Genomic DNA, 17,010 nt, shown 5'->3' on the forward strand with positions numbered 1-17,010 from the left:
AGAACGCCTCGCGCGACTTGATCCGCTGCTCATAATGCACCTTGCCGAGGGCGTCTTCGCCGGCGAGCTGGAACACATGCTTGGCCAGGTCAACCGCCACGGTAGTGCAGGCCGCCAAATCGGCAGAAGACAAGGATTGATCAATCGAAGTATGCTTTTTCATGGACTCGCCCTCGCTGTCGTTGGCTGTTTAGACTGCCACCGTGGCGCATTGACGCCTCGGCTTGGGCGAGTCCATTCAATTACAGGATTGCGTACACCGTCGGCACGGTTTATCAGACAACCCGCGCATCCCCCCACCAATTTGGCTAAAATGCCGGCCTTTTCCACCAACGCCGCTGGAACCGCCGTGAGCAAAGAACCCGATCGCCTTTTCGCCCAGCCTTTGGCCCAGGTGCCTGACTTCGCCTTTAACGAGGACGTGGTGCGGGTGTTCCCGGACATGATCAAGCGCTCGGTGCCGGGTTATCCGACCATCGTCGAAAACCTCGGCGTGCTCGCCGCGCAATTCGCCCAGCCCAATAGCGTGCTTTACGACCTCGGCTCCTCCCTCGGCGCCGTGACTCAGGCCTTGCGCCGTCACGTGCGCACCGACGGTTGCCGCGTCATCGCTGTGGATAACTCGGCGGCGATGGTCGAACGCTGCCGCGAATACCTCAATGCTCAGGACTCGATGTTCCAGGAGTTGCTGCCGGTGGAGGTGATCGAAGGCGACATCCTCGCCCTGAAGTTTCAGCCAGCCTCAGTGGTGGCGCTGAACTTCACCCTGCAATTCATCGATCCAGAGCAGCGCACGGCATTGCTGTCGCGCATCCGCCAGTCGCTGTTGCCCGGTGGCGCGCTGATCCTGTCGGAGAAGCTGCGCTTCAACGACCTCGAAGAACATGCGCTGCTCACCGATCTGCACGTCGCCTTCAAACGCGCCAACGGCTATAGCGAACTGGAAATCGCCCAGAAGCGCAGCGCCATCGAAAATGTCATGAAGCCCGACAGCCTCGAAGAACACCGCGAGCGCCTGCTGGCCGCCGGGTTCTCGAAAGTCGTGCCGTGGTTCCAGTGTCTTAACTTTGCCTCGTTGATTGCCTTGCCATGATTGATCTGTCCCCCCTCGCCCGCCGTCTGGCCGGCACCCCGCTGGCCGAATGGGCCAACACCCTGCAAGCGCAGCTCGACAAGAAAATGGAAAAGGGTCACGGCGACCTTGAGCGCTGGCAAAGTGCGCTGGATGCCTTGCCAAAGATTCAGCCGAGCGACGTCGATTTGCTCAATGGCTTGATGCTGGACACCGATTGTGCCGACGAAACCCGCGCGCAGATGCGTACTGCGCTGATGGGGTTGTCACCGTGGCGCAAAGGGCCGTTTGATCTGTTTGGCGTGCACGTCGACACCGAATGGCGCTCGGACTGGAAATGGTCGCGCGTCGCCCCGCATCTGGATCTGAAGGGCAAACGCATCCTCGACGTCGGTTGCGGCAATGGTTACTACATGTGGCGCATGCTCGGCGCCGGGGCCGACAGCGTGATCGGCGTTGACCCGAACTGGCTGTTCTTCTGCCAGTTCCAGGCGGTGCAGCGTTATCTGTCCGAACCCAATGCCTGGCACCTGCCGTTCCCGTTCGAAGACTTGCCGCCGGAGCTGGAAGGCTTTGATACGGTGTTTTCCATGGGCGTGTTCTACCATCGCCGCTCGCCGATCGAGCATTTGCTGGCGCTGAAAGATTGCCTGGTCAAGGGCGGCGAACTGGTGCTGGAGACGCTGGTGATCGAGGGCGATCAACAACAGGTGCTGGTGCCGGAAGACCGTTACGCGCAAATGCGCAACGTGTGGTTCCTGCCGTCGGTGCCGGCGCTGGAGTTATGGCTGCGGCGTGCCGGGTTTACCGATGTACGTTGCGTGGACGTGAGCGTGACCACGGTGGAAGAACAGCGCGGGACAGAGTGGATGAAGTATCAATCGTTGAGCGACTTCCTTGATCCGGACGATCACAGCAAGACGATTGAAGGGCTGCCGGCACCGATGCGTGCGGTCATCATCGCCCGTAAGTAACCCCCAATCTCCAGATCAATGGAGATCGAAATGTGGGAGCGGGCTTGCTCGCGAAAGCGGTAGTTCAGTCAACATCTCAGTTGAATGTTAATCNCATCTCAGTTGAATGTTAATCCGCATTCGCGAGCAAGCCCGCTCCCACATTGGTTCGGTGTTTAGTCTGAAGGTTTCGCGCGTCTAGCCTTGAAGAACTCGCTAAGCACCGCCCCGCATTCTTCCGCCAACACCCCGCCTTCAAACAACACCCGGTGATTCAAAAAACCCTGGGTGAAGAACTGCCCCTGACTCTGCACAATCCCGGCCTTGGGCTCCAGCGCGCCGTACACCACCCGCGCAATTCGCGAATGCACGATCAACCCGGCGCACATGCTGCACGGCTCAAGTGTCACGTACAGCGTGCTGCCCGGCAGGCGATAGTTGCTCGCGGCCAAAGCAGCAGCGCGGATCGCGACCATCTCGGCATGCGCACTCGGGTCGTTGCCGCTGATCGGGCAATTGAAGCCGCGGCCGATGATTTCCCCGTCTTGTACCAGCACCGCGCCCACCGGCACTTCGCCAAGCGCGGCCCCTTGAGCGGCCAGGGCCAGGGCTTCGCGCATGAAGTCGCTATCACGGCTGCGGTCGATGATGGCGGCGGGACGAATCTGACGCATCACGCCACCTCGATGGCGGCCATCAGGCCGGTTTCCATGTGATCGATCACATGGCAATGGAACATCCAGATGCCCGGGTTATCCGCCACCAGCGCCACTTGCGCACGCTCGTTCTTACCCAACAGGTACGTGTCGGTGAAGTACGGAATGACCTTGTGCCGGTTCGAGGCAATGACCTTGAAGCTCATGCCGTGCAAGTGAATCGGGTGCTGATACTGAGTCATGTTCTTCAATTCAAAAATGTAGCTCTTGCCCTTCTCAAGCTTGGCAATCGGCCGGTCGGCGCAGGTCTTGTCGGTGATGTCCCAGGCTTTGCCGTTGATTTGCCACAGGCTCGGCGGCTTGCCGTTGTCGACGTTGACCGACACCGAACCGACCCACTCGAAATTGAAGTTGAGTTTCTCGGCATTGGCCAAGTCCGGCTCGGCCACAGGGTTGGCGGGCAGCGCAGGCGGCCATTCGGTCGATGCATCGCTATTCGCCACCGAACGGAAGGTACCCAAGCGTACCGGACCGTTGCGCAGGGACAACTCTTCACCGGCCGGCGGCGCCTTGATCGCCAGGCAGATACGCATACCCGGCCCGAGCCAGTATTCCTTGCCCAGCGGGCGCGGCTCGATGGGGTTGCCGTCCAGTGCGTAAATCTGCGCTTCGACGCCCGGAATGTTCAGGCGATAGGTCAGCGTGTTATCGAGATTGAGCAAGCGTACACGGGTGATCTGCCCGGCAGGCAAATCAATCACCGCTAGCGGGACGCCATTGATGGTCGACAAGCGCCCGGCCGTACCGCCACGGGCCGCTTCGCGAGGAATGCTGAACGGCAAGAAAGCGCCCTCCTCATCGACGTGCCAGTTCTTGAGGCTCAAGGTTTTCTCGTACTTGAAACCGGTGGGCTCACGCTCTTCGACGATCAGCGGACCGACCAGCCCACGACCGAGCTCCTCGCTGCTGTTCACGTGCGGGTGATACCAGTAGCTGCCGGCATCGGGCACGCGGAATTTGTAGTCGAAGTATTCGCCCGGCAGCACCGGCAATTGCGAAACGTACGGCACGCCGTCCATTTCCAGTGGCAGACGGATACCGTGCCAGTGAATGGTGGTCGCGACCGGCAGGTGATTGATGAAACGCACCCGCAGCCATTCGCCTTGACGCACCCGCAACTCGGTACCCGGTGCCGACGGGCCGAACGCCCAGGCTTGGGTTTTGTGTCCTGGCACCAACTCCACGTCCAGTGGCGCGGCAATCAGCTCATAGTCGTGGCCGGTGTCCGCCTCGGCCCTCTTGCCCAGCCAGTAACGCGACGCGCCTCCCGCTCCGACACCAACGACAACAAGACCGGCCAGGCCACCGAGGATTTGGCGACGGGTAAAGGACATGAACTCAACTACCTCACATGAACAGCGGCAGGCCCAGGCCCGCAAAAGGCGAATACGATACACCTGCAACTGAGAAAGATTAAGTGAAGTATTGTCGCGCCACCTTCTGAAATGACGACCGTCAGCTACAACAAGGGAAACCTCTCGACACGTCCCTTCGGTTCAAACTACGCCAAAACCTCCTTCGAATTGCTGGCTGCCCACTGCGCCACAAATGCGGTCACCCGTTCCTCAATCCCGCTCCCGTAGGTTCGCAGACGCAGCAAATGAATATCGCTCTTGTGCAGAATGCTGTCTTTCAAGGCATCGCGTTCCGCCTGTACCGGCTTGTCATGCTCGCCCCCATCGACCTCAATCACTCCCAGCGGTTTTTTCCCGACTTTGAAATAGAGCACGAAGTCGCAACTGGCGCCGTTTCTCATGAACTCCCGCTCCCGCGGTGTCAAACTCTCGTTGGCGGTTGAGACCAATTGGTTCAGCGCGATCTGGGAGTGGAACGTGATGCCCCGGTACGCCTCCTGCTCCAGAACCCTACGTAGTTCCTCCGCCACAATCTGCTCGGACTTGTACTCGGAATCACTGCGTCGCAATCGGGCATTGAGCCGTTCAAGCGATTGGTCGTATTCCTTGTAGAGCAGGTCAAAGGCCGATATCAACGGCGCGCGGTGGATTTGTCCTTCCTCTGCGTAGTATTCGATGTAGCGCACCAGGGCGGCGATATGCCCGTTGTTCGCCGTGAAAACATCTTCTCCCGTGACCAGGGTGAAGTGATTCCTCGCTCTAGATACCGCCACATTGACCATGCGCGGATCATCCACGAACGCCAGGAGCCTCTGCGTGTTGCTCTTTTTGTCCAACACGGTGGAAAAGACGATCTCGTCGCACTCGCGGCCCTGAAACTTGTGCACGGTGTCATTGACGAAATCAGCCGGCAAAAGCGCTCCCGAAAGCGTGGCCTGACTCCTGAACGGGGCAATGAAGCCTCTGCCATCCTCGCCCTCCCATGCACTTTCGCCCGCCCCATCAAGCACTACCAGCAGCGACTCCAGCTCTCGAAGGTTGGTTTTCTTTCGGGTGTGATTTCCCTTCGCGGTAACGAGCAGCGACAACGGTTTTTCTCCTCGGTCTTGGGTCATCGCAATAAGTTGGTTGTCGTAGAACTGTTGATTGCAGAACTGAATGATTCGCGGATGGCAGCGATAGTGCTCTTTCAATAGCGTCGTCGGGATCGAATCAGTGAACACACTGACGCACGAATCGAGCAGGCTGTGTGTCTCGCAATCGTAGTGATCCATGGGCGCAGTGATGCCCAGCTTTGCCGGAATGTGAGCCAGCTGCTTTCTATCGCCGACGATGATCAGGTTCTTCGCACAACCCAGCGCCAATATCCCCGGAACGATGTCCTGTTGCGAGGCCTCGTCGATGATGACGTAGTCGAGTAACGCACCGCCTTCGAGCGAGTTGATGATCGAATGCGTACTGCTGGAAATGATTGGATATCGCTTCACGAACTCATCGAATTTGCGCTTGTAAGTCTTGGCATCAAAGGGTTCAGGGTCCGGTAAATGCTGATGCAGGTGCTGCTTGAGGTACTTCATCGAAGCACTCGTCAACTCATCCAGCAATGCCTGGTAATTCCCCATTCGCAATGCTTGCTCATGAGTGGCAAGTGTCGCTTTTCTGTCCTGCAGCGCCTTGTCGTAATAATGGAGTTGCAGACCAGTGAAGGTCGATTTGCGCTTATCCCGGTTATCGAATGGCTTGATGCGCAGAATCCTGAAATTTAACAGCAGCTCGATCCTTTGCTTGATCTTGACCCGATCGCCCGCAAGATGTGTCAGGTAAGCCATCAGGTCTGCGGTTTTTTGTGGGGACAGCTTGTATTTATCCAAAGCAACGGGGGCCGGCACGTCGTTATCCTGTTGCCATTGCCGAAGATAACGCCGCTCGACCTCCAGCTCATCAATTTCAATCTGCAGCTGCGCCACCGCATTCCGGGCACTCAGATACCCCTTGAGCTGCTGCAAGACGATCTGGATGCGCTCCATCGGCGGTACGGGTTCGAGAGCTGCCAAGGGTCGAGAGCGTGGACTGGCGAAGAATGCCTCGCGGTTCTCTTTGCTACCCAACTCGGCAACAAGATAATCCAACCCGGACTTGCCCAGCTTTTCACAGACATTCGCGACGGCCGCATTGTTGTTGGATACCACCGCCACGTTTTTTCCACGCAACAGGATATTGGCGATGATGTTTAGAATGGTCTGTGTCTTGCCGGTGCCGGGAGGCCCTTCGATCAGGCTGATCTGCGAGGTGAAAGCCCGCTCGACGGCGTGAAGCTGACTTTCATTGATACCAAAAGAAAAGATGAAGTGACCGGATTGCTCCTGCCTTCCGTTCTGCCCGGTGCAGTAGGCGTACAGAGCCGTGTCCGCGCATGAAGGCAGTGCGTTCAGCTGGCGCAACACATTTTCGGCGATGACCTTATCAACCGGATTTACAGCCTGATCGACCCGACCATTGGCCACGGAACGGAAATAGTGGAATGTCGACTCGTCCTTGATCTTCGTCGGCGTGACAAGCTCGATAGTGTCCATCTTGAACACGTATTTTTTTGTGTTTCCGGGATACTGAATGACGGCATATTTCTCGCCGTAGATCACAGCCTTCTCGACGGAGCTCAATACTGAGCTGCCCTTTTTTCGCAGAAGTGTATCGCTCAACTCTTGGGTAGGAGCGACCTCGCAGTCATCAAGCGGGATAGGAACACTCTTGCCATTGTGATAGTGGCAAGTCAGAAAAAAAACACCGTTCCTGTCGCGCTTTATTGTCCAGTCGCTGATTTGCCTGGTCTGGTCGTTACCGCACACGTAGATGGAAGCCATATATCCCTCAAGCTCGCTCGTTCAAAGCCTGTACACGTCCATGTTGCCGGAATCCGAATTCAGCGATTCGACGGATTGAAACTATTTTGGCATCGATCTTTGCCCTTGCACCAATTTCCAGTGGGTGCGTCGTTCCGTCAGATGTAAACGATTCCTCCAGATGCAACAAGGGCGCCTCATGGCGCCCTTGCTGTTCAACTCATTCCCACTCAATCGTCGCAGGCGGCTTGCTCGACACGTCGTAAGTGACGCGGGAGATGCCTTCGATTTCATTGATGATGCGGCCGGAAACGGTTTCCAGCAGTTCGTAAGGCAGGTGAGCCCAACGTGCGGTCATGAAGTCAATGGTTTCCACGGCACGCAGGGCAACAACCCAGGCGTAACGACGGCCATCGCCAACCACGCCAACCGATTTCACCGGCTGGAACACCACGAATGCCTGGCTGACCTTGTGGTACCAGTCGGCTTTACGCAGCTCTTCGATGAAGATGTGGTCGGCACGACGCAGCAGGTCGGCGTATTCCTTCTTCACTTCACCGAGGATGCGCACGCCCAGACCCGGGCCCGGGAACGGGTGACGGTAGACCATGTCGTACGGCAGGCCGAGTTCCAGGCCCAGACGACGGACTTCGTCCTTGAACAGTTCGCGCAGTGGCTCGACCAGCTTCAGGTTCATCTCTTCCGGCAGGCCGCCCACGTTGTGGTGCGACTTGATCACGTGAGCCTTGCCGCTTTTGGCGCCAGCCGACTCGATCACGTCCGGGTAGATGGTGCCTTGGGCGAGGTACTTGATGTTGTCCAGTTTGTTCGACTGGGCATCAAACACATCGATGAAGGTACGGCCGATGATCTTGCGTTTCTTCTCCGGGTCGGACTCGCCGGCCAGGTTGTCCAGGAATTGACCTTCAGCGTTGGCGCGAATTACTTTGACGCCCATGTTCTCGGCGAACATGGCCATTACYTGCTCGCCTTCGTGCAGACGCAGCAGACCGTTGTCGACGAAGACGCAGGTCAGCTGGTCGCCAATGGCTTTGTGCAGCAGTGCGGCAACCACCGAGGAATCCACACCACCGGACAGGCCGAGCAGTACGTTGTCGGTGCCGACCTGGGCGCGAACCTGAGCGATGGCGTCTTCAGCAATCTTCGAAGGCGTCCACAGGGCTTCGCAGCCGCAGATGTCGAGGATGAAGCGCGACAGGATGCGACCGCCCTGCTTGGTGTGGGTCACTTCCGGGTGAAACTGCACGCCGTAGTAGCCGCGAGCGTCGTCGAACATGCCAGCAATCGGGCAGCTCGGGGTGCTGGCCAGGATGTGGAATTCCTGAGGCATCTTGGTGACTTTGTCACCGTGGCTCATCCACACGTCGAGGCCGAACAGGCCGTCGGCGTCGATGTGGTCTTCGATGCCATCGAGCAGGCGGCTTTTGCCGACCACGTCAACGCGAGCGTAACCGAACTCACGCAGCTCGGAGCCTTCGACCTTGCCACCCAGCTGTTCAGCCATGGTCTGCATGCCGTAGCAGATACCGAAGACCGGAACGCCCAGGTCGAACACGGCCTGCGGTGCACGCGGGCTGTCGGCAACGTGTACAGACTCGGGGCCGCCGGCGAGGATGATCCCTTTTGGCGCGAATTCGCGAATCGCTTCGTCGTCCATGTCGAACGGATGCAGTTCGCAGTACACGCCGATTTCACGCACGCGGCGGGCAATCAGCTGGGTGTACTGGGAACCGAAGTCGAGGATCAGGATGCGGTGGGCGTGAATGTCGAGGGACATGGGAAATAACTCAAAAAGCAGTTGCTAGCTTCAAGCTGCAAGCTGCAAGTAGTCGGAAGCTGCGCGGTAACTGCGTAAACGCAGTACCGCTTGCAGCTCTTAGCTTGTGGCTTATAGCTGTCGGCGTCAGCCGACCCGATAGTTTGGCGCTTCTTTGGTGATTTGTACGTCGTGAACGTGGGACTCGGCCATGCCAGCACCGGTGATCCGCACGAACTCAGGCTTGGTGCGCATTTCTTCGATGTCGGCACTGCCGGTGTAACCCATCGACGAACGCAGGCCGCCCATCAGTTGATGGATGATGGCGCTCAGGGTGCCCTTGTAAGGAACACGCCCTTCGATGCCTTCCGGAACCAGTTTCTCGGCGCCTGCCGAGGAGTCCTGGAAGTAACGGTCGGAGGAACCTTGAGCCTGGGACATGGCGCCCAGCGAGCCCATGCCACGGTAAGCCTTGTACGAACGACCCTGGTACAGTTCGATCTCGCCCGGCGCTTCTTCAGTACCGGCAAACATCGAGCCCATCATCACGCAGGAAGCACCGGCAACGATGGCCTTGGACAGGTCACCGGAGAAACGGATGCCGCCGTCGGCGATCAACGGAACGCCTGTGCCTTCAAGGGCAGCGGCGACGTTGGCGATGGCAGTGATTTGCGGGACGCCGACACCGGCGACGATACGGGTGGTGCAGATCGAGCCAGGGCCGATACCGACCTTGACCGCGTCAGCGCCTGCTTCGGCCAAGGCCAAGGCGGCAGCGCCGGTGGCAATGTTGCCGCCGATGACCTGCACATCAGGGAAATTCTGTTTAACCCAACGAACGCGGTCGATCACACCTTTGGAGTGACCGTGAGCGGTGTCGACCACCACCACGTCCACGCCGGCGTTGACCAGGGCAGCGACGCGATCACCGGTGTCTTTACCGGTACCGACAGCAGCGCCCACACGCAGACGACCTTGGTCGTCCTTGCTGGCAAGGGGGTAAGCCTTGGCTTTTTCGATGTCGTTGACGGTCATCATGCCTTTGAGGGCGAATTTGTCGTCGACGATCAGTACGCGTTCGATGCGGTGCTTGTGCAACAGCTCGCGAACGTCGTGCTTGTCGGCGCCTTCCTTGACCGTGACCAGACGCTCTTTAGGCGTCATCACTTCACGGACGGAGACGTCCATACGATTTTCGAAACGCACGTCGCGGGAAGTGACGATGCCGACCAGGTCGCCATCGTGCAGCACCGGAACGCCGGAAATGTTGTGCATGCGGGTCAGTTCGAACAGTTCACGAACCGTGGCATCCGCCTCGATAGTGATCGGGTCCTTGACCACGCCGGCTTCGTAACGCTTGACCTTGCGCACTTCGGCAGCTTGCTGCTCGATGGTCATGTTCTTGTGGATAATGCCGATGCCACCTTCCTGAGCCATGGCGATTGCCAGACGGGCTTCAGTGACGGTGTCCATGGCAGCAGAAACCAGAGGAATATTCAGCTCGATGCCACGGGTTAGGCGGGTCTTGAGACTGACTTCGTTAGGAAGCACCTCGGAATAACCAGGCACTAGGAGAATGTCGTCGAATGTCAGAGCTTCTTGGCTGATACGCAGCATCGCGGGGGCTCCCGAGCGGGAAAATGGAAGCGCGCCATTATAGTCAGACACCCCCTCGGGTTCAATGTAAAACTCTGTCTTTTATTAGCATTGCYGATATACGGGAATTGTCGCTGCCTACAACTCGACCTTCACCCAACTGACAGGGTGATCCAGCCAATCGGCAAATTCATCAATAAAGCTCTGCTTGAACCCGGCTTCTGCCCAGTTATTGAAGATAAATCCCAGGTTGGAAAAGCCGCATTCCTGCAAGAACAGAAAGCCATTGATGTCATCTTCATGCCCGCATTCGGGGCAGGTGAAATTATCGGTGCGGCCCGGCATCCAGTCTTCCAGGCTTTCGAACAGCGCTTCGCCGACTTCCTTGCGGCACTCGGCGCATCCCGCCTCTTCAAGGAAACCTTTGGCCGGCGTATAGATGCAGCGCTTGGTGACGATCTCCAGGCCATTGATCGACTCGCCAAACGGCAGCGCTTGCGGGTGCAGCACCACCGCGCGGGCACCGTCGGCGATGGCGTGGCCCATGCGGTTGCCGGTGCGGCCGCAGGTGRTCAGTTCTTCCTGGACGATGTTCTTGCGCACCAGCCACCGCACGACCGCCCTTGCCCGGGGTTCATGCACCGGCAGTGTGGAAATTTTCGGGACGATGATGCTTTGTGAATTCATGGCACAGGCCTACCAATACTGAATAATCCACCCTGTAGGAGCGAGTCTGCTCGCGATTGCGGTGGGTCAGGCAACATCACTGTTGACTGCAACGCCCCCATCGCGAGCAGGCTCGCTCCCACAGGATTTGCGGCCGGCAGCTTAATACCTGACAAGCTCCGGTCAAGTACTCAAGTACCGCCCGATCAAGGCAATCCCGCTGGCCAGCACCAACCAGGTCACCAACCGTACAAACGCCTCACGGGACAATCTCATGGTCAACCGCCGCCCGATCCACAACCCCAAGGCCATGGCCGGCAACAAACACAGCGCCAACACCAACAAGGGTAGCTCGGCATACACACCCGCGACGGCAAACAGACTCAAGCGCACCACCGTGCTGCAACTGATCAGCGCACTCTGGGTCGCGCGGGCCGCCTCTTTGGGCAGACGACTGTTCAAATAGATCGCATACAAAAAACCGCCACTGCCAAACAACGCCCCGAACATCCCGCCCACGGTGCCCATCGGCACTGCCCAACCGGCGGATAACTGCGTCGGACGGGTTTTGACCCACAGGCTGTAAACCGCATAGGCGCTGATAAACAGCCCCATCAACAGCAGCAACACATCGGATTTCAGGTTAAGCAGAAAGATAACCCCCAGCGTGCACCCCACCGCCATGCAAGGCAGTAACCGCAGTAACTCGGGTTTCGCCACATCACGTCGCGAGGGCAGCAGATTGCCGAACGCCGCGACAAAATCCAGCAGCACCAGCAATGGCACGATCTTCGATAGCGGCATGAACAGGATCAGTATCGGCCCCGCCACCAGCGCCGTGCCAAATCCGGCGATGCCGAAGACGATATAGGCCAAGGCGATGCCCAGCCCGATGATCAGCCAATCCGTTGTGCCGAAGGGCCATTGGTGTAACAACTCAAATGCATTCATTCCATGTCTTCCTTGAACTCGGGGCCCCGACTTTACCCCTGTGGCAGCGAGCCTGCTCGCGATAGCGGTGTATCAGTCGACAACTTTACTGAAAGTTAAACCGCCTTCGCGAGCAAGCTCGCTCCTACAAGGGGATTTTCGTTGAGCCATGGAGATTGGTCGCCGAATGCCTTTAAACTGCGCCCCATGATTAAAGATCCCTTTGCAAGACTCGGCCTGGACCGTGAAGTCCTGACTGTCAGCCAGCTCAACGGCCGCGCGCGGGTGTTGCTCGAAGACGTGTTCAGCAATATCTGGGTCGAAGGCGAAATCTCCAACCTCGCCCGCCCGGCGTCGGGCCATGTGTATTTCACCCTCAAGGACAGCGGCGCCCAGGTGCGTTGCGCGCTGTTTCGGCAAAACGCCGCACGGGTGCGTCAGGCGCTGAAGGATGGCCTGGCCGTCAAAGTCCGGGGCAAGGTTTCGTTGTTCGAGGGTCGTGGCGACTATCAGCTGATCCTCGACACCGTGGAGCCGGCCGGTGACGGCGCGCTGCGCCTGGCCTTCGATGCCTTGAAGGAAAAGCTCAGCGCCGAAGGCCTGTTCAGTGCCGAGCGCAAAGTGCCGTTGCCCGCGCATCCGCAACGCATCGGCATCATCAGCTCGCCGACCGGCGCGGTGATTCGCGACATTATCAGCGTGTTCCGCCGCCGGGCACCGCAGATCCAGCTGACGCTGATCCCCACCGCCGTGCAAGGTCGCGAGGCCACCGCGCAGATTGTCCGCGCACTGAAACTGGCGGACGCCCGTGGTTTCGACGCATTGATCCTGGCCCGTGGCGGCGGTTCGCTGGAAGACCTCTGGTGTTTCAACGAAGAAGCCGTAGCCCGTGCCGTTGATGCCTGCGTCACGCCGATCGTCAGCGCCGTCGGCCATGAAACCGACGTGTCGATYAGTGACTTCGTCGCCGACGTCCGCGCCCCGACGCCGTCCGCCGCCGCCGAACTGCTCGCCCCGGATTCCGGCGATCTGGTGCGTCGGGTCGAAAGCCTGCATCGCCGACTGGTGATGCGCATGCGCGACCGCCTGATGCGCGACCGCTTGCGCCTGGAGGGCATCTCCCGCCGCCTGCGCCATCCCGGCGAACGTCTGCGCCAGCAAGCGCAGCGTCTGGATGATCTGGACATGCGCATGCGTCGCGCTTTCGAACGCAGCCTCAATACCCGTCGCGAGCGTTTGATTCGTCTGGAAACGCGCCTCGCCGGGCAACATCCCGGCCGGCAATTGGCGATGCTCCGCCAGCGCCTCGACAGCCTCGCCGAACGCCTGCCCCGTGCGATCCGCGAAGGCCTCAAGTCGCGGCGCCTGCAACTGCAAAGTCAGGTGCAGACGCTACAAGTGGTCAGCCCGCTGGCGACACTGGCCCGTGGCTACAGCATTCTGCTGGACGAACGCGGCAACGCGATCCGCAGCGCCGAACAAACCCACAACGGGCAGCGCCTCAAGGCCAAACTCGGCGACGGCGAACTGCAAGTGCGGGTCGAAGACAATCACCTGACGCCTGTCACCCTTTCTTTACTGGATTGATCCATGCCGCGTTTTCTAGCTCCGCTGCTTCTGCTGTGCCTGACCTTCAACGCCCACGCCGACAGCTACATCACTCGCCTGTTGAACAAACCGGTACCGGGCGGCGTAGCCGTGGTGGACCTGGGCGCCTCTGCCCAGGCGCCGAAAGCCAGTTATCAAGGCAAACCGGTGTTGATGGTCAAGGAACAGAACAACTGGCTGGCGATTGTCGGCCTGCCGTTGACCGTAAAACCGGGCACGCAGCAACTCAGCAGCGGCGGTCGCAACCTGAGTTTCACCGTCGGCACCAAGAAGTACCCGGAACAGCACATCACCCTGAAAAATACCCAGCAGGTCAACCCGAATCCGGACAACCTCAAGCGCATCGAAGGCGAACTGGCCGAGCAAATTCAGGCCTACCGCAGCTTCAGCCCGAACACCCCGAGCAACCTCTTGCTGGACAAACCGGTCAACGGGCCACTGTCGAGCAAGTTTGGCGTGCGTCGTTTCTTTAACGGTGAAGAACGCAACCCCCACGCAGGGTTGGACTTCGCCGTGCCTGCCGGTACGCCAATCAAGACGCCGGCCGCGGGCAAGGTGATTCTGATCGGCAACTACTTCTTCAACGGCAACACGGTGTTTGTCGATCATGGGCAAGGTTTTATCAGCATGTTCTGCCATATGTCGAAAATCGACGTGAAGGTCGGGCAGCAACTGGCCCGTGGCGGGGTCGTCGGGAAAGTGGGGGCGACGGGGCGCGCGACCGGGCCGCACATGCACTGGAATATCAGCCTGAATGATGCGCGGGTGGATCCGGCGATTTTTATCGGGGCATTTCAGCCATAGATAGTTGTTGAGGCTGCCGGCCTCATCGCGAGCAGGCTCGCTCCCACAGTTGATCTATGGCGTACTCAAATCCAATGTGGGAGCGAGCCTGCTCGCGAAGGCGGCCTGATAGGCGCCGCTATTCAGCCTCAAGGTCCTCGATCCCATGAGCTTCCCGGTCCGCCAGGCAGTGCCTGATCCAGGTCTGGGTTTCCTCTGAGAAGCCGGTCAACTCTTCAGCCGTAATCAACTCCCGGGCACACAACCCAAGCAAGTGCGACTGAGCTTCATGCCGTGAAAACCTGAACACACCAAACGCCCAATACAGCTCTTTTCGCCTGGATTGAAGCAGCTCTTCCGTGGCTTCAATCCGATCGTAAGGCTCCAGGCTTTTATCCAGCACTGTGCGTTCGACCTCCTCCATGATCCGCACACACATCCGCTCGTGGGCCAAGGGACGCAACGCGCTGTACCGCTTCCAGTCCGACTCGTTCATGTCCGACTCCTGCCTTGTTCAAGGCTTTAAGCATAGCTGCGCCCAGCGAGACGTCACCGTAACCCTCCAATTGCGCAGTGCTCAGACCTTGCGCAATCATCAAAACAATCACCGCCACTCACAGCAATAAAATCTCGATAAATTCGACTTTCAGGGTATTCCTCTCAATTTTTTTCGACTGCTTGCCATCCTTTCCCCCCGCGGTTAGGGTTGAAGGCATGAAAACCTCTCACACCCTCATTCAGCTTCGCCAGCACCGCAGCCTGTGCCTTGTCAGCGCACGACTGCCGGGCTGAATCGCGATGCCTCGCTCCACGCGTTTCCCCAAGAACATTTGATCCACCGGCAGGCCGCCTTTTTTCGGCCCACACAATAAGGATTCCCCCGATGAGCATGCTCAAAGATCCGTCTTCGAAATACCGCGCGTTCCCGACCATCGACATCCCGGATCGCACCTGGCCGTCGAAGACCATCACCGCCGCGCCGATCTGGTGCAGCTCTGACCTTCGTGATGGCAACCAGTCGCTGATCGAGCCAATGGACGCGGTCAAGAAATTGCGTTTCTGGAAAACCCTGGTGTCTGTCGGTGTTAAAGAAATCGAAGCCTCGTTCCCGGCCGCTTCGCAAACCGACTTCGACTTCGTGCGTACCCTGATTGAAGGCAACCACATCCCGGACGACACCACCATTCAGGTGCTGACCCAGGGCCGTGAAGACTTGATCGAGCGCACCTTCGAATCCCTGCGCGGCGCGAAGAAAGCCATCGTTCACCTGTATAACGCGACCTCCCCTTCTTTCCGCCGGATTGTTTTCAATCAGGACAAGGACGGAATCAAGGAAATCGCCGTCAGCGCGGCCAAGCTGTTCGTCAAATACGCCGCCATGCAACCGGACACCGAGTGGACCTTCGAGTACTCGCCAGAGACCTTCAGCGCCACTGAGCTGGATTTCGCCAAAGAAGTCTGCGACGCGGTGATCGAGGTCTGGAACCCGACGCCTGAGCACAAGATGATCCTCAACTTGCCTGCGACCGTCGAATGCGCCACCCCGAACATCTACGCCGATCAGATCGAATGGTTCGGCCGTCACATCAACCGTCGTGACAGCGTGATCATCAGCCTGCACACCCACAACGACCGTGGCACCGGTGTAGCCGCCACCGAGCTGGGCCTGATGGCCGGCGCCGACCGTGTCGAAGGCTGCCTGTTCGGCAACGGCGAGCGTACCGGTAACGTCGACCTCGTGACCGTGGCACTGAACCTCTACACCCAGGGCGTTCACCCTGAGCTGGACTTCTCCGACATCGACGGCGTGCGCAAGGTCGTCGAAGAGTGCAACCAGATCCAGGTGCACCCACGTCACCCGTACGTTGGCGACCTGGTCCACACCGCGTTCTCCGGCTCCCACCAGGATGCCATCCGCAAGGGCTTCGCCCAGCAGAAACCGGATGCGCTGTGGGAAGTGCCGTACTTGCCGATCGACCCGGCCGATATCGGTCGCAGCTACGAGGCGGTCATCCGCGTCAACAGCCAGTCGGGCAAGGGCGGTATCGCTTACCTGCTGGAACAGGAATACGGTATCAACTTGCCACGCCGCATGCAGATCGAGTTCAGCCAGGTCGTGCAGCGTGAAACCGATCGCCTGGGCCTGGAAATGACCGCTCAGCAAATCCACGCGCTGCTGCACAGCGAATACTTGCAAGCCAACACCCCGTACGCGCTGGTCAGCCATCGCCTGCAGGAAGAAAACGGTCACAGCGCCGTGGAAGTTGAAGTCTCCGGCAAAGGTCAGGGCGAGAACAACCTGCACTGGCGCGGCAAGGGCAACGGTGCACTGGAGGCCCTGGTGGCCGGCCTGCCGATCCCGGTGGAGATCATGGACTACAACGAACACGCCATCGGCGCGGGCACCAATGCCAAGGCTGCGGCCTACATTGAACTGCGCGTGAACGGTGAACGTGCGGTGCATGGCGTCGGTATCGATGAAAACATCACCACCGCCAGCTTCAAGGCCCTGTTCAGCGCGCTGAACCGCTCGCTGAGCCAGCCGGAAGCGAAAGCGGCGTAAGCGTTCACTGCAACGCAAAAGGCCCCAAGGTKCGMACCTTGGGGCCTTTTTGTTTGCCGTGATTTTTGCCTGCTCGTTCCCACGCTCCGCGTGGGAATGCCTCTAGGGACGCTCCGCGTCCAGTGACGCGGAGCGTCACGGGCTGCATTCC

At 59.0% G+C, this 17,010-nt stretch carries 13 protein-coding genes and 1 pseudogene; 5 read left to right on the forward strand and 9 right to left on the reverse strand.

Annotated features, from left to right (window positions below; translation table 11 throughout):
• Window positions 1-118: pseudogene (locus AC1DSG_RS18075) on the reverse strand (IS110 family transposase); the annotation flags it as partial.
• Window positions 119-313: 195 nt separating this feature from the next.
• Here AC1DSG_RS18075 and cmoA point away from each other — a divergent pair.
• Window positions 314-1,093 (forward strand): carboxy-S-adenosyl-L-methionine synthase CmoA, encoded by a 780-nt coding sequence (cmoA, locus tag AC1DSG_RS18080; protein ID WP_477792101.1) that lies wholly within the window; start codon window positions 314-316, stop codon window positions 1,091-1,093.
• Window positions 1,090-2,046, forward strand: coding sequence for a tRNA 5-methoxyuridine(34)/uridine 5-oxyacetic acid(34) synthase CmoB (gene cmoB, locus AC1DSG_RS18085; protein ID WP_477792102.1), 957 nt, complete (start codon window positions 1,090-1,092; stop codon window positions 2,044-2,046). The genes cmoA and cmoB overlap by 4 nt, the downstream gene beginning before the upstream one ends.
• A gap of 155 nt (window positions 2,047-2,201) precedes the next feature.
• On the opposite strand, the gene tadA is transcribed toward cmoB, so the two are convergent.
• The 7 genes from tadA to AC1DSG_RS18120 form a co-directional block, all read right to left on the reverse strand.
• Window positions 2,202-2,699: a tRNA adenosine(34) deaminase TadA gene (gene tadA, locus AC1DSG_RS18090; RefSeq protein WP_477792103.1), complete on the reverse strand. Its 498-nt coding sequence runs from the start codon at window positions 2,697-2,699 to the stop codon at window positions 2,202-2,204.
• Window positions 2,699-4,075 carry a multicopper oxidase family protein gene (locus AC1DSG_RS18095; protein ID WP_477792104.1) on the reverse strand — a complete coding sequence of 459 codons (1,377 nt, stop codon included), beginning with the start codon at window positions 4,073-4,075 and terminating at the stop codon, window positions 2,699-2,701. Before AC1DSG_RS18095 ends, tadA begins: the two co-directional genes overlap by 1 nt.
• A gap of 167 nt (window positions 4,076-4,242) precedes the next feature.
• A complete protein-coding gene (locus tag AC1DSG_RS18100; RefSeq protein ID WP_477792105.1) occupies window positions 4,243-6,957 on the reverse strand; it encodes an AAA domain-containing protein in 2,715 nt (904 codons plus the stop codon).
• Window positions 6,958-7,156: 199 nt separating this feature from the next.
• Window positions 7,157-8,734 carry a glutamine-hydrolyzing GMP synthase gene (guaA, locus tag AC1DSG_RS18105; RefSeq protein ID WP_477792106.1) on the reverse strand — a complete coding sequence of 526 codons (1,578 nt, stop codon included), beginning with the start codon at window positions 8,732-8,734 and terminating at the stop codon, window positions 7,157-7,159.
• Window positions 8,735-8,860: 126 nt separating this feature from the next.
• Window positions 8,861-10,330: an IMP dehydrogenase gene (gene guaB / locus AC1DSG_RS18110; protein WP_477792107.1), complete on the reverse strand. Its 1,470-nt coding sequence runs from the start codon at window positions 10,328-10,330 to the stop codon at window positions 8,861-8,863.
• Between the two features lie 117 nt (window positions 10,331-10,447).
• Complete coding sequence (locus AC1DSG_RS18115; protein ID WP_477792108.1) at window positions 10,448-10,996, reverse strand: sugar ABC transporter ATPase; 549 nt, start codon at window positions 10,994-10,996, stop codon at window positions 10,448-10,450.
• A gap of 162 nt (window positions 10,997-11,158) precedes the next feature.
• On the reverse strand, window positions 11,159-11,926 hold the full coding sequence (locus AC1DSG_RS18120) for a sulfite exporter TauE/SafE family protein (RefSeq protein WP_477792109.1): 768 nt from the start codon (window positions 11,924-11,926) through the stop codon (window positions 11,159-11,161).
• 186 nt (window positions 11,927-12,112) lie between these two features.
• On the opposite strand from AC1DSG_RS18120, the gene xseA reads away from it, so the two are divergent.
• Window positions 12,113-13,492 (forward strand): exodeoxyribonuclease VII large subunit, encoded by a 1,380-nt coding sequence (gene xseA / locus AC1DSG_RS18125; protein ID WP_477792110.1) that lies wholly within the window; start codon window positions 12,113-12,115, stop codon window positions 13,490-13,492.
• Window positions 13,493-13,495: 3 nt separating this feature from the next.
• A complete protein-coding gene (locus AC1DSG_RS18130) occupies window positions 13,496-14,317 on the forward strand; it encodes a peptidoglycan DD-metalloendopeptidase family protein (RefSeq protein ID WP_477792111.1) in 822 nt (273 codons plus the stop codon).
• A gap of 118 nt (window positions 14,318-14,435) precedes the next feature.
• Here AC1DSG_RS18130 and AC1DSG_RS18135 read toward each other — a convergent pair whose 3' ends face one another.
• Window positions 14,436-14,792, reverse strand: coding sequence for a hypothetical protein (locus tag AC1DSG_RS18135; RefSeq protein WP_477792112.1), 357 nt, complete (start codon window positions 14,790-14,792; stop codon window positions 14,436-14,438).
• 387 nt (window positions 14,793-15,179) lie between these two features.
• Here AC1DSG_RS18135 and leuA point away from each other — a divergent pair, with 387 nt between their 5' ends.
• The gene (leuA, locus tag AC1DSG_RS18140) at window positions 15,180-16,859 is read left to right on the forward strand and encodes a 2-isopropylmalate synthase (protein ID WP_477792113.1); all 1,680 of its coding nucleotides are present in this window, start codon (window positions 15,180-15,182) and stop codon (window positions 16,857-16,859) included.
• Window positions 16,860-17,010: the final 151 nt, after the last annotated feature.

This window comes from Pseudomonas sp. P5_A12, from assembly GCF_056400685.1.

What these genes read in the sequence shown, in the direction of transcription:
- cmoA (WP_477792101.1), top strand. Translation starts at nt 314, where the DNA reads ATGCCGGCCTTTTCCACCAACGCCGCTGGAACCGCCGTGAGCAAAGAA.
- cmoB (WP_477792102.1), top strand. Translation starts at nt 1,090, where the DNA reads ATGATTGATCTGTCCCCCCTCGCCCGCCGTCTGGCCGGCACCCCGCTG.
- tadA (WP_477792103.1), bottom strand. Translation starts at nt 2,699, where the DNA reads ATGCGTCAGATTCGTCCCGCCGCCATCATCGACCGCAGCCGTGATAGC.
- AC1DSG_RS18095 (WP_477792104.1), bottom strand. Translation starts at nt 4,075, where the DNA reads ATGTCCTTTACCCGTCGCCAAATCCTCGGTGGCCTGGCCGGTCTTGTT.
- AC1DSG_RS18100 (WP_477792105.1), bottom strand. Translation starts at nt 6,957, where the DNA reads ATGGCTTCCATCTACGTGTGCGGTAACGACCAGACCAGGCAAATCAGC.
- guaB (WP_477792107.1), bottom strand. Translation starts at nt 10,330, where the DNA reads ATGCTGCGTATCAGCCAAGAAGCTCTGACATTCGACGACATTCTCCTA.
- AC1DSG_RS18120 (WP_477792109.1), bottom strand. Translation starts at nt 11,926, where the DNA reads ATGAATGCATTTGAGTTGTTACACCAATGGCCCTTCGGCACAACGGAT.
- AC1DSG_RS18130 (WP_477792111.1), top strand. Translation starts at nt 13,496, where the DNA reads ATGCCGCGTTTTCTAGCTCCGCTGCTTCTGCTGTGCCTGACCTTCAAC.
- AC1DSG_RS18135 (WP_477792112.1), bottom strand. Translation starts at nt 14,792, where the DNA reads ATGAACGAGTCGGACTGGAAGCGGTACAGCGCGTTGCGTCCCTTGGCC.
- leuA (WP_477792113.1), top strand. Translation starts at nt 15,180, where the DNA reads ATGAGCATGCTCAAAGATCCGTCTTCGAAATACCGCGCGTTCCCGACC.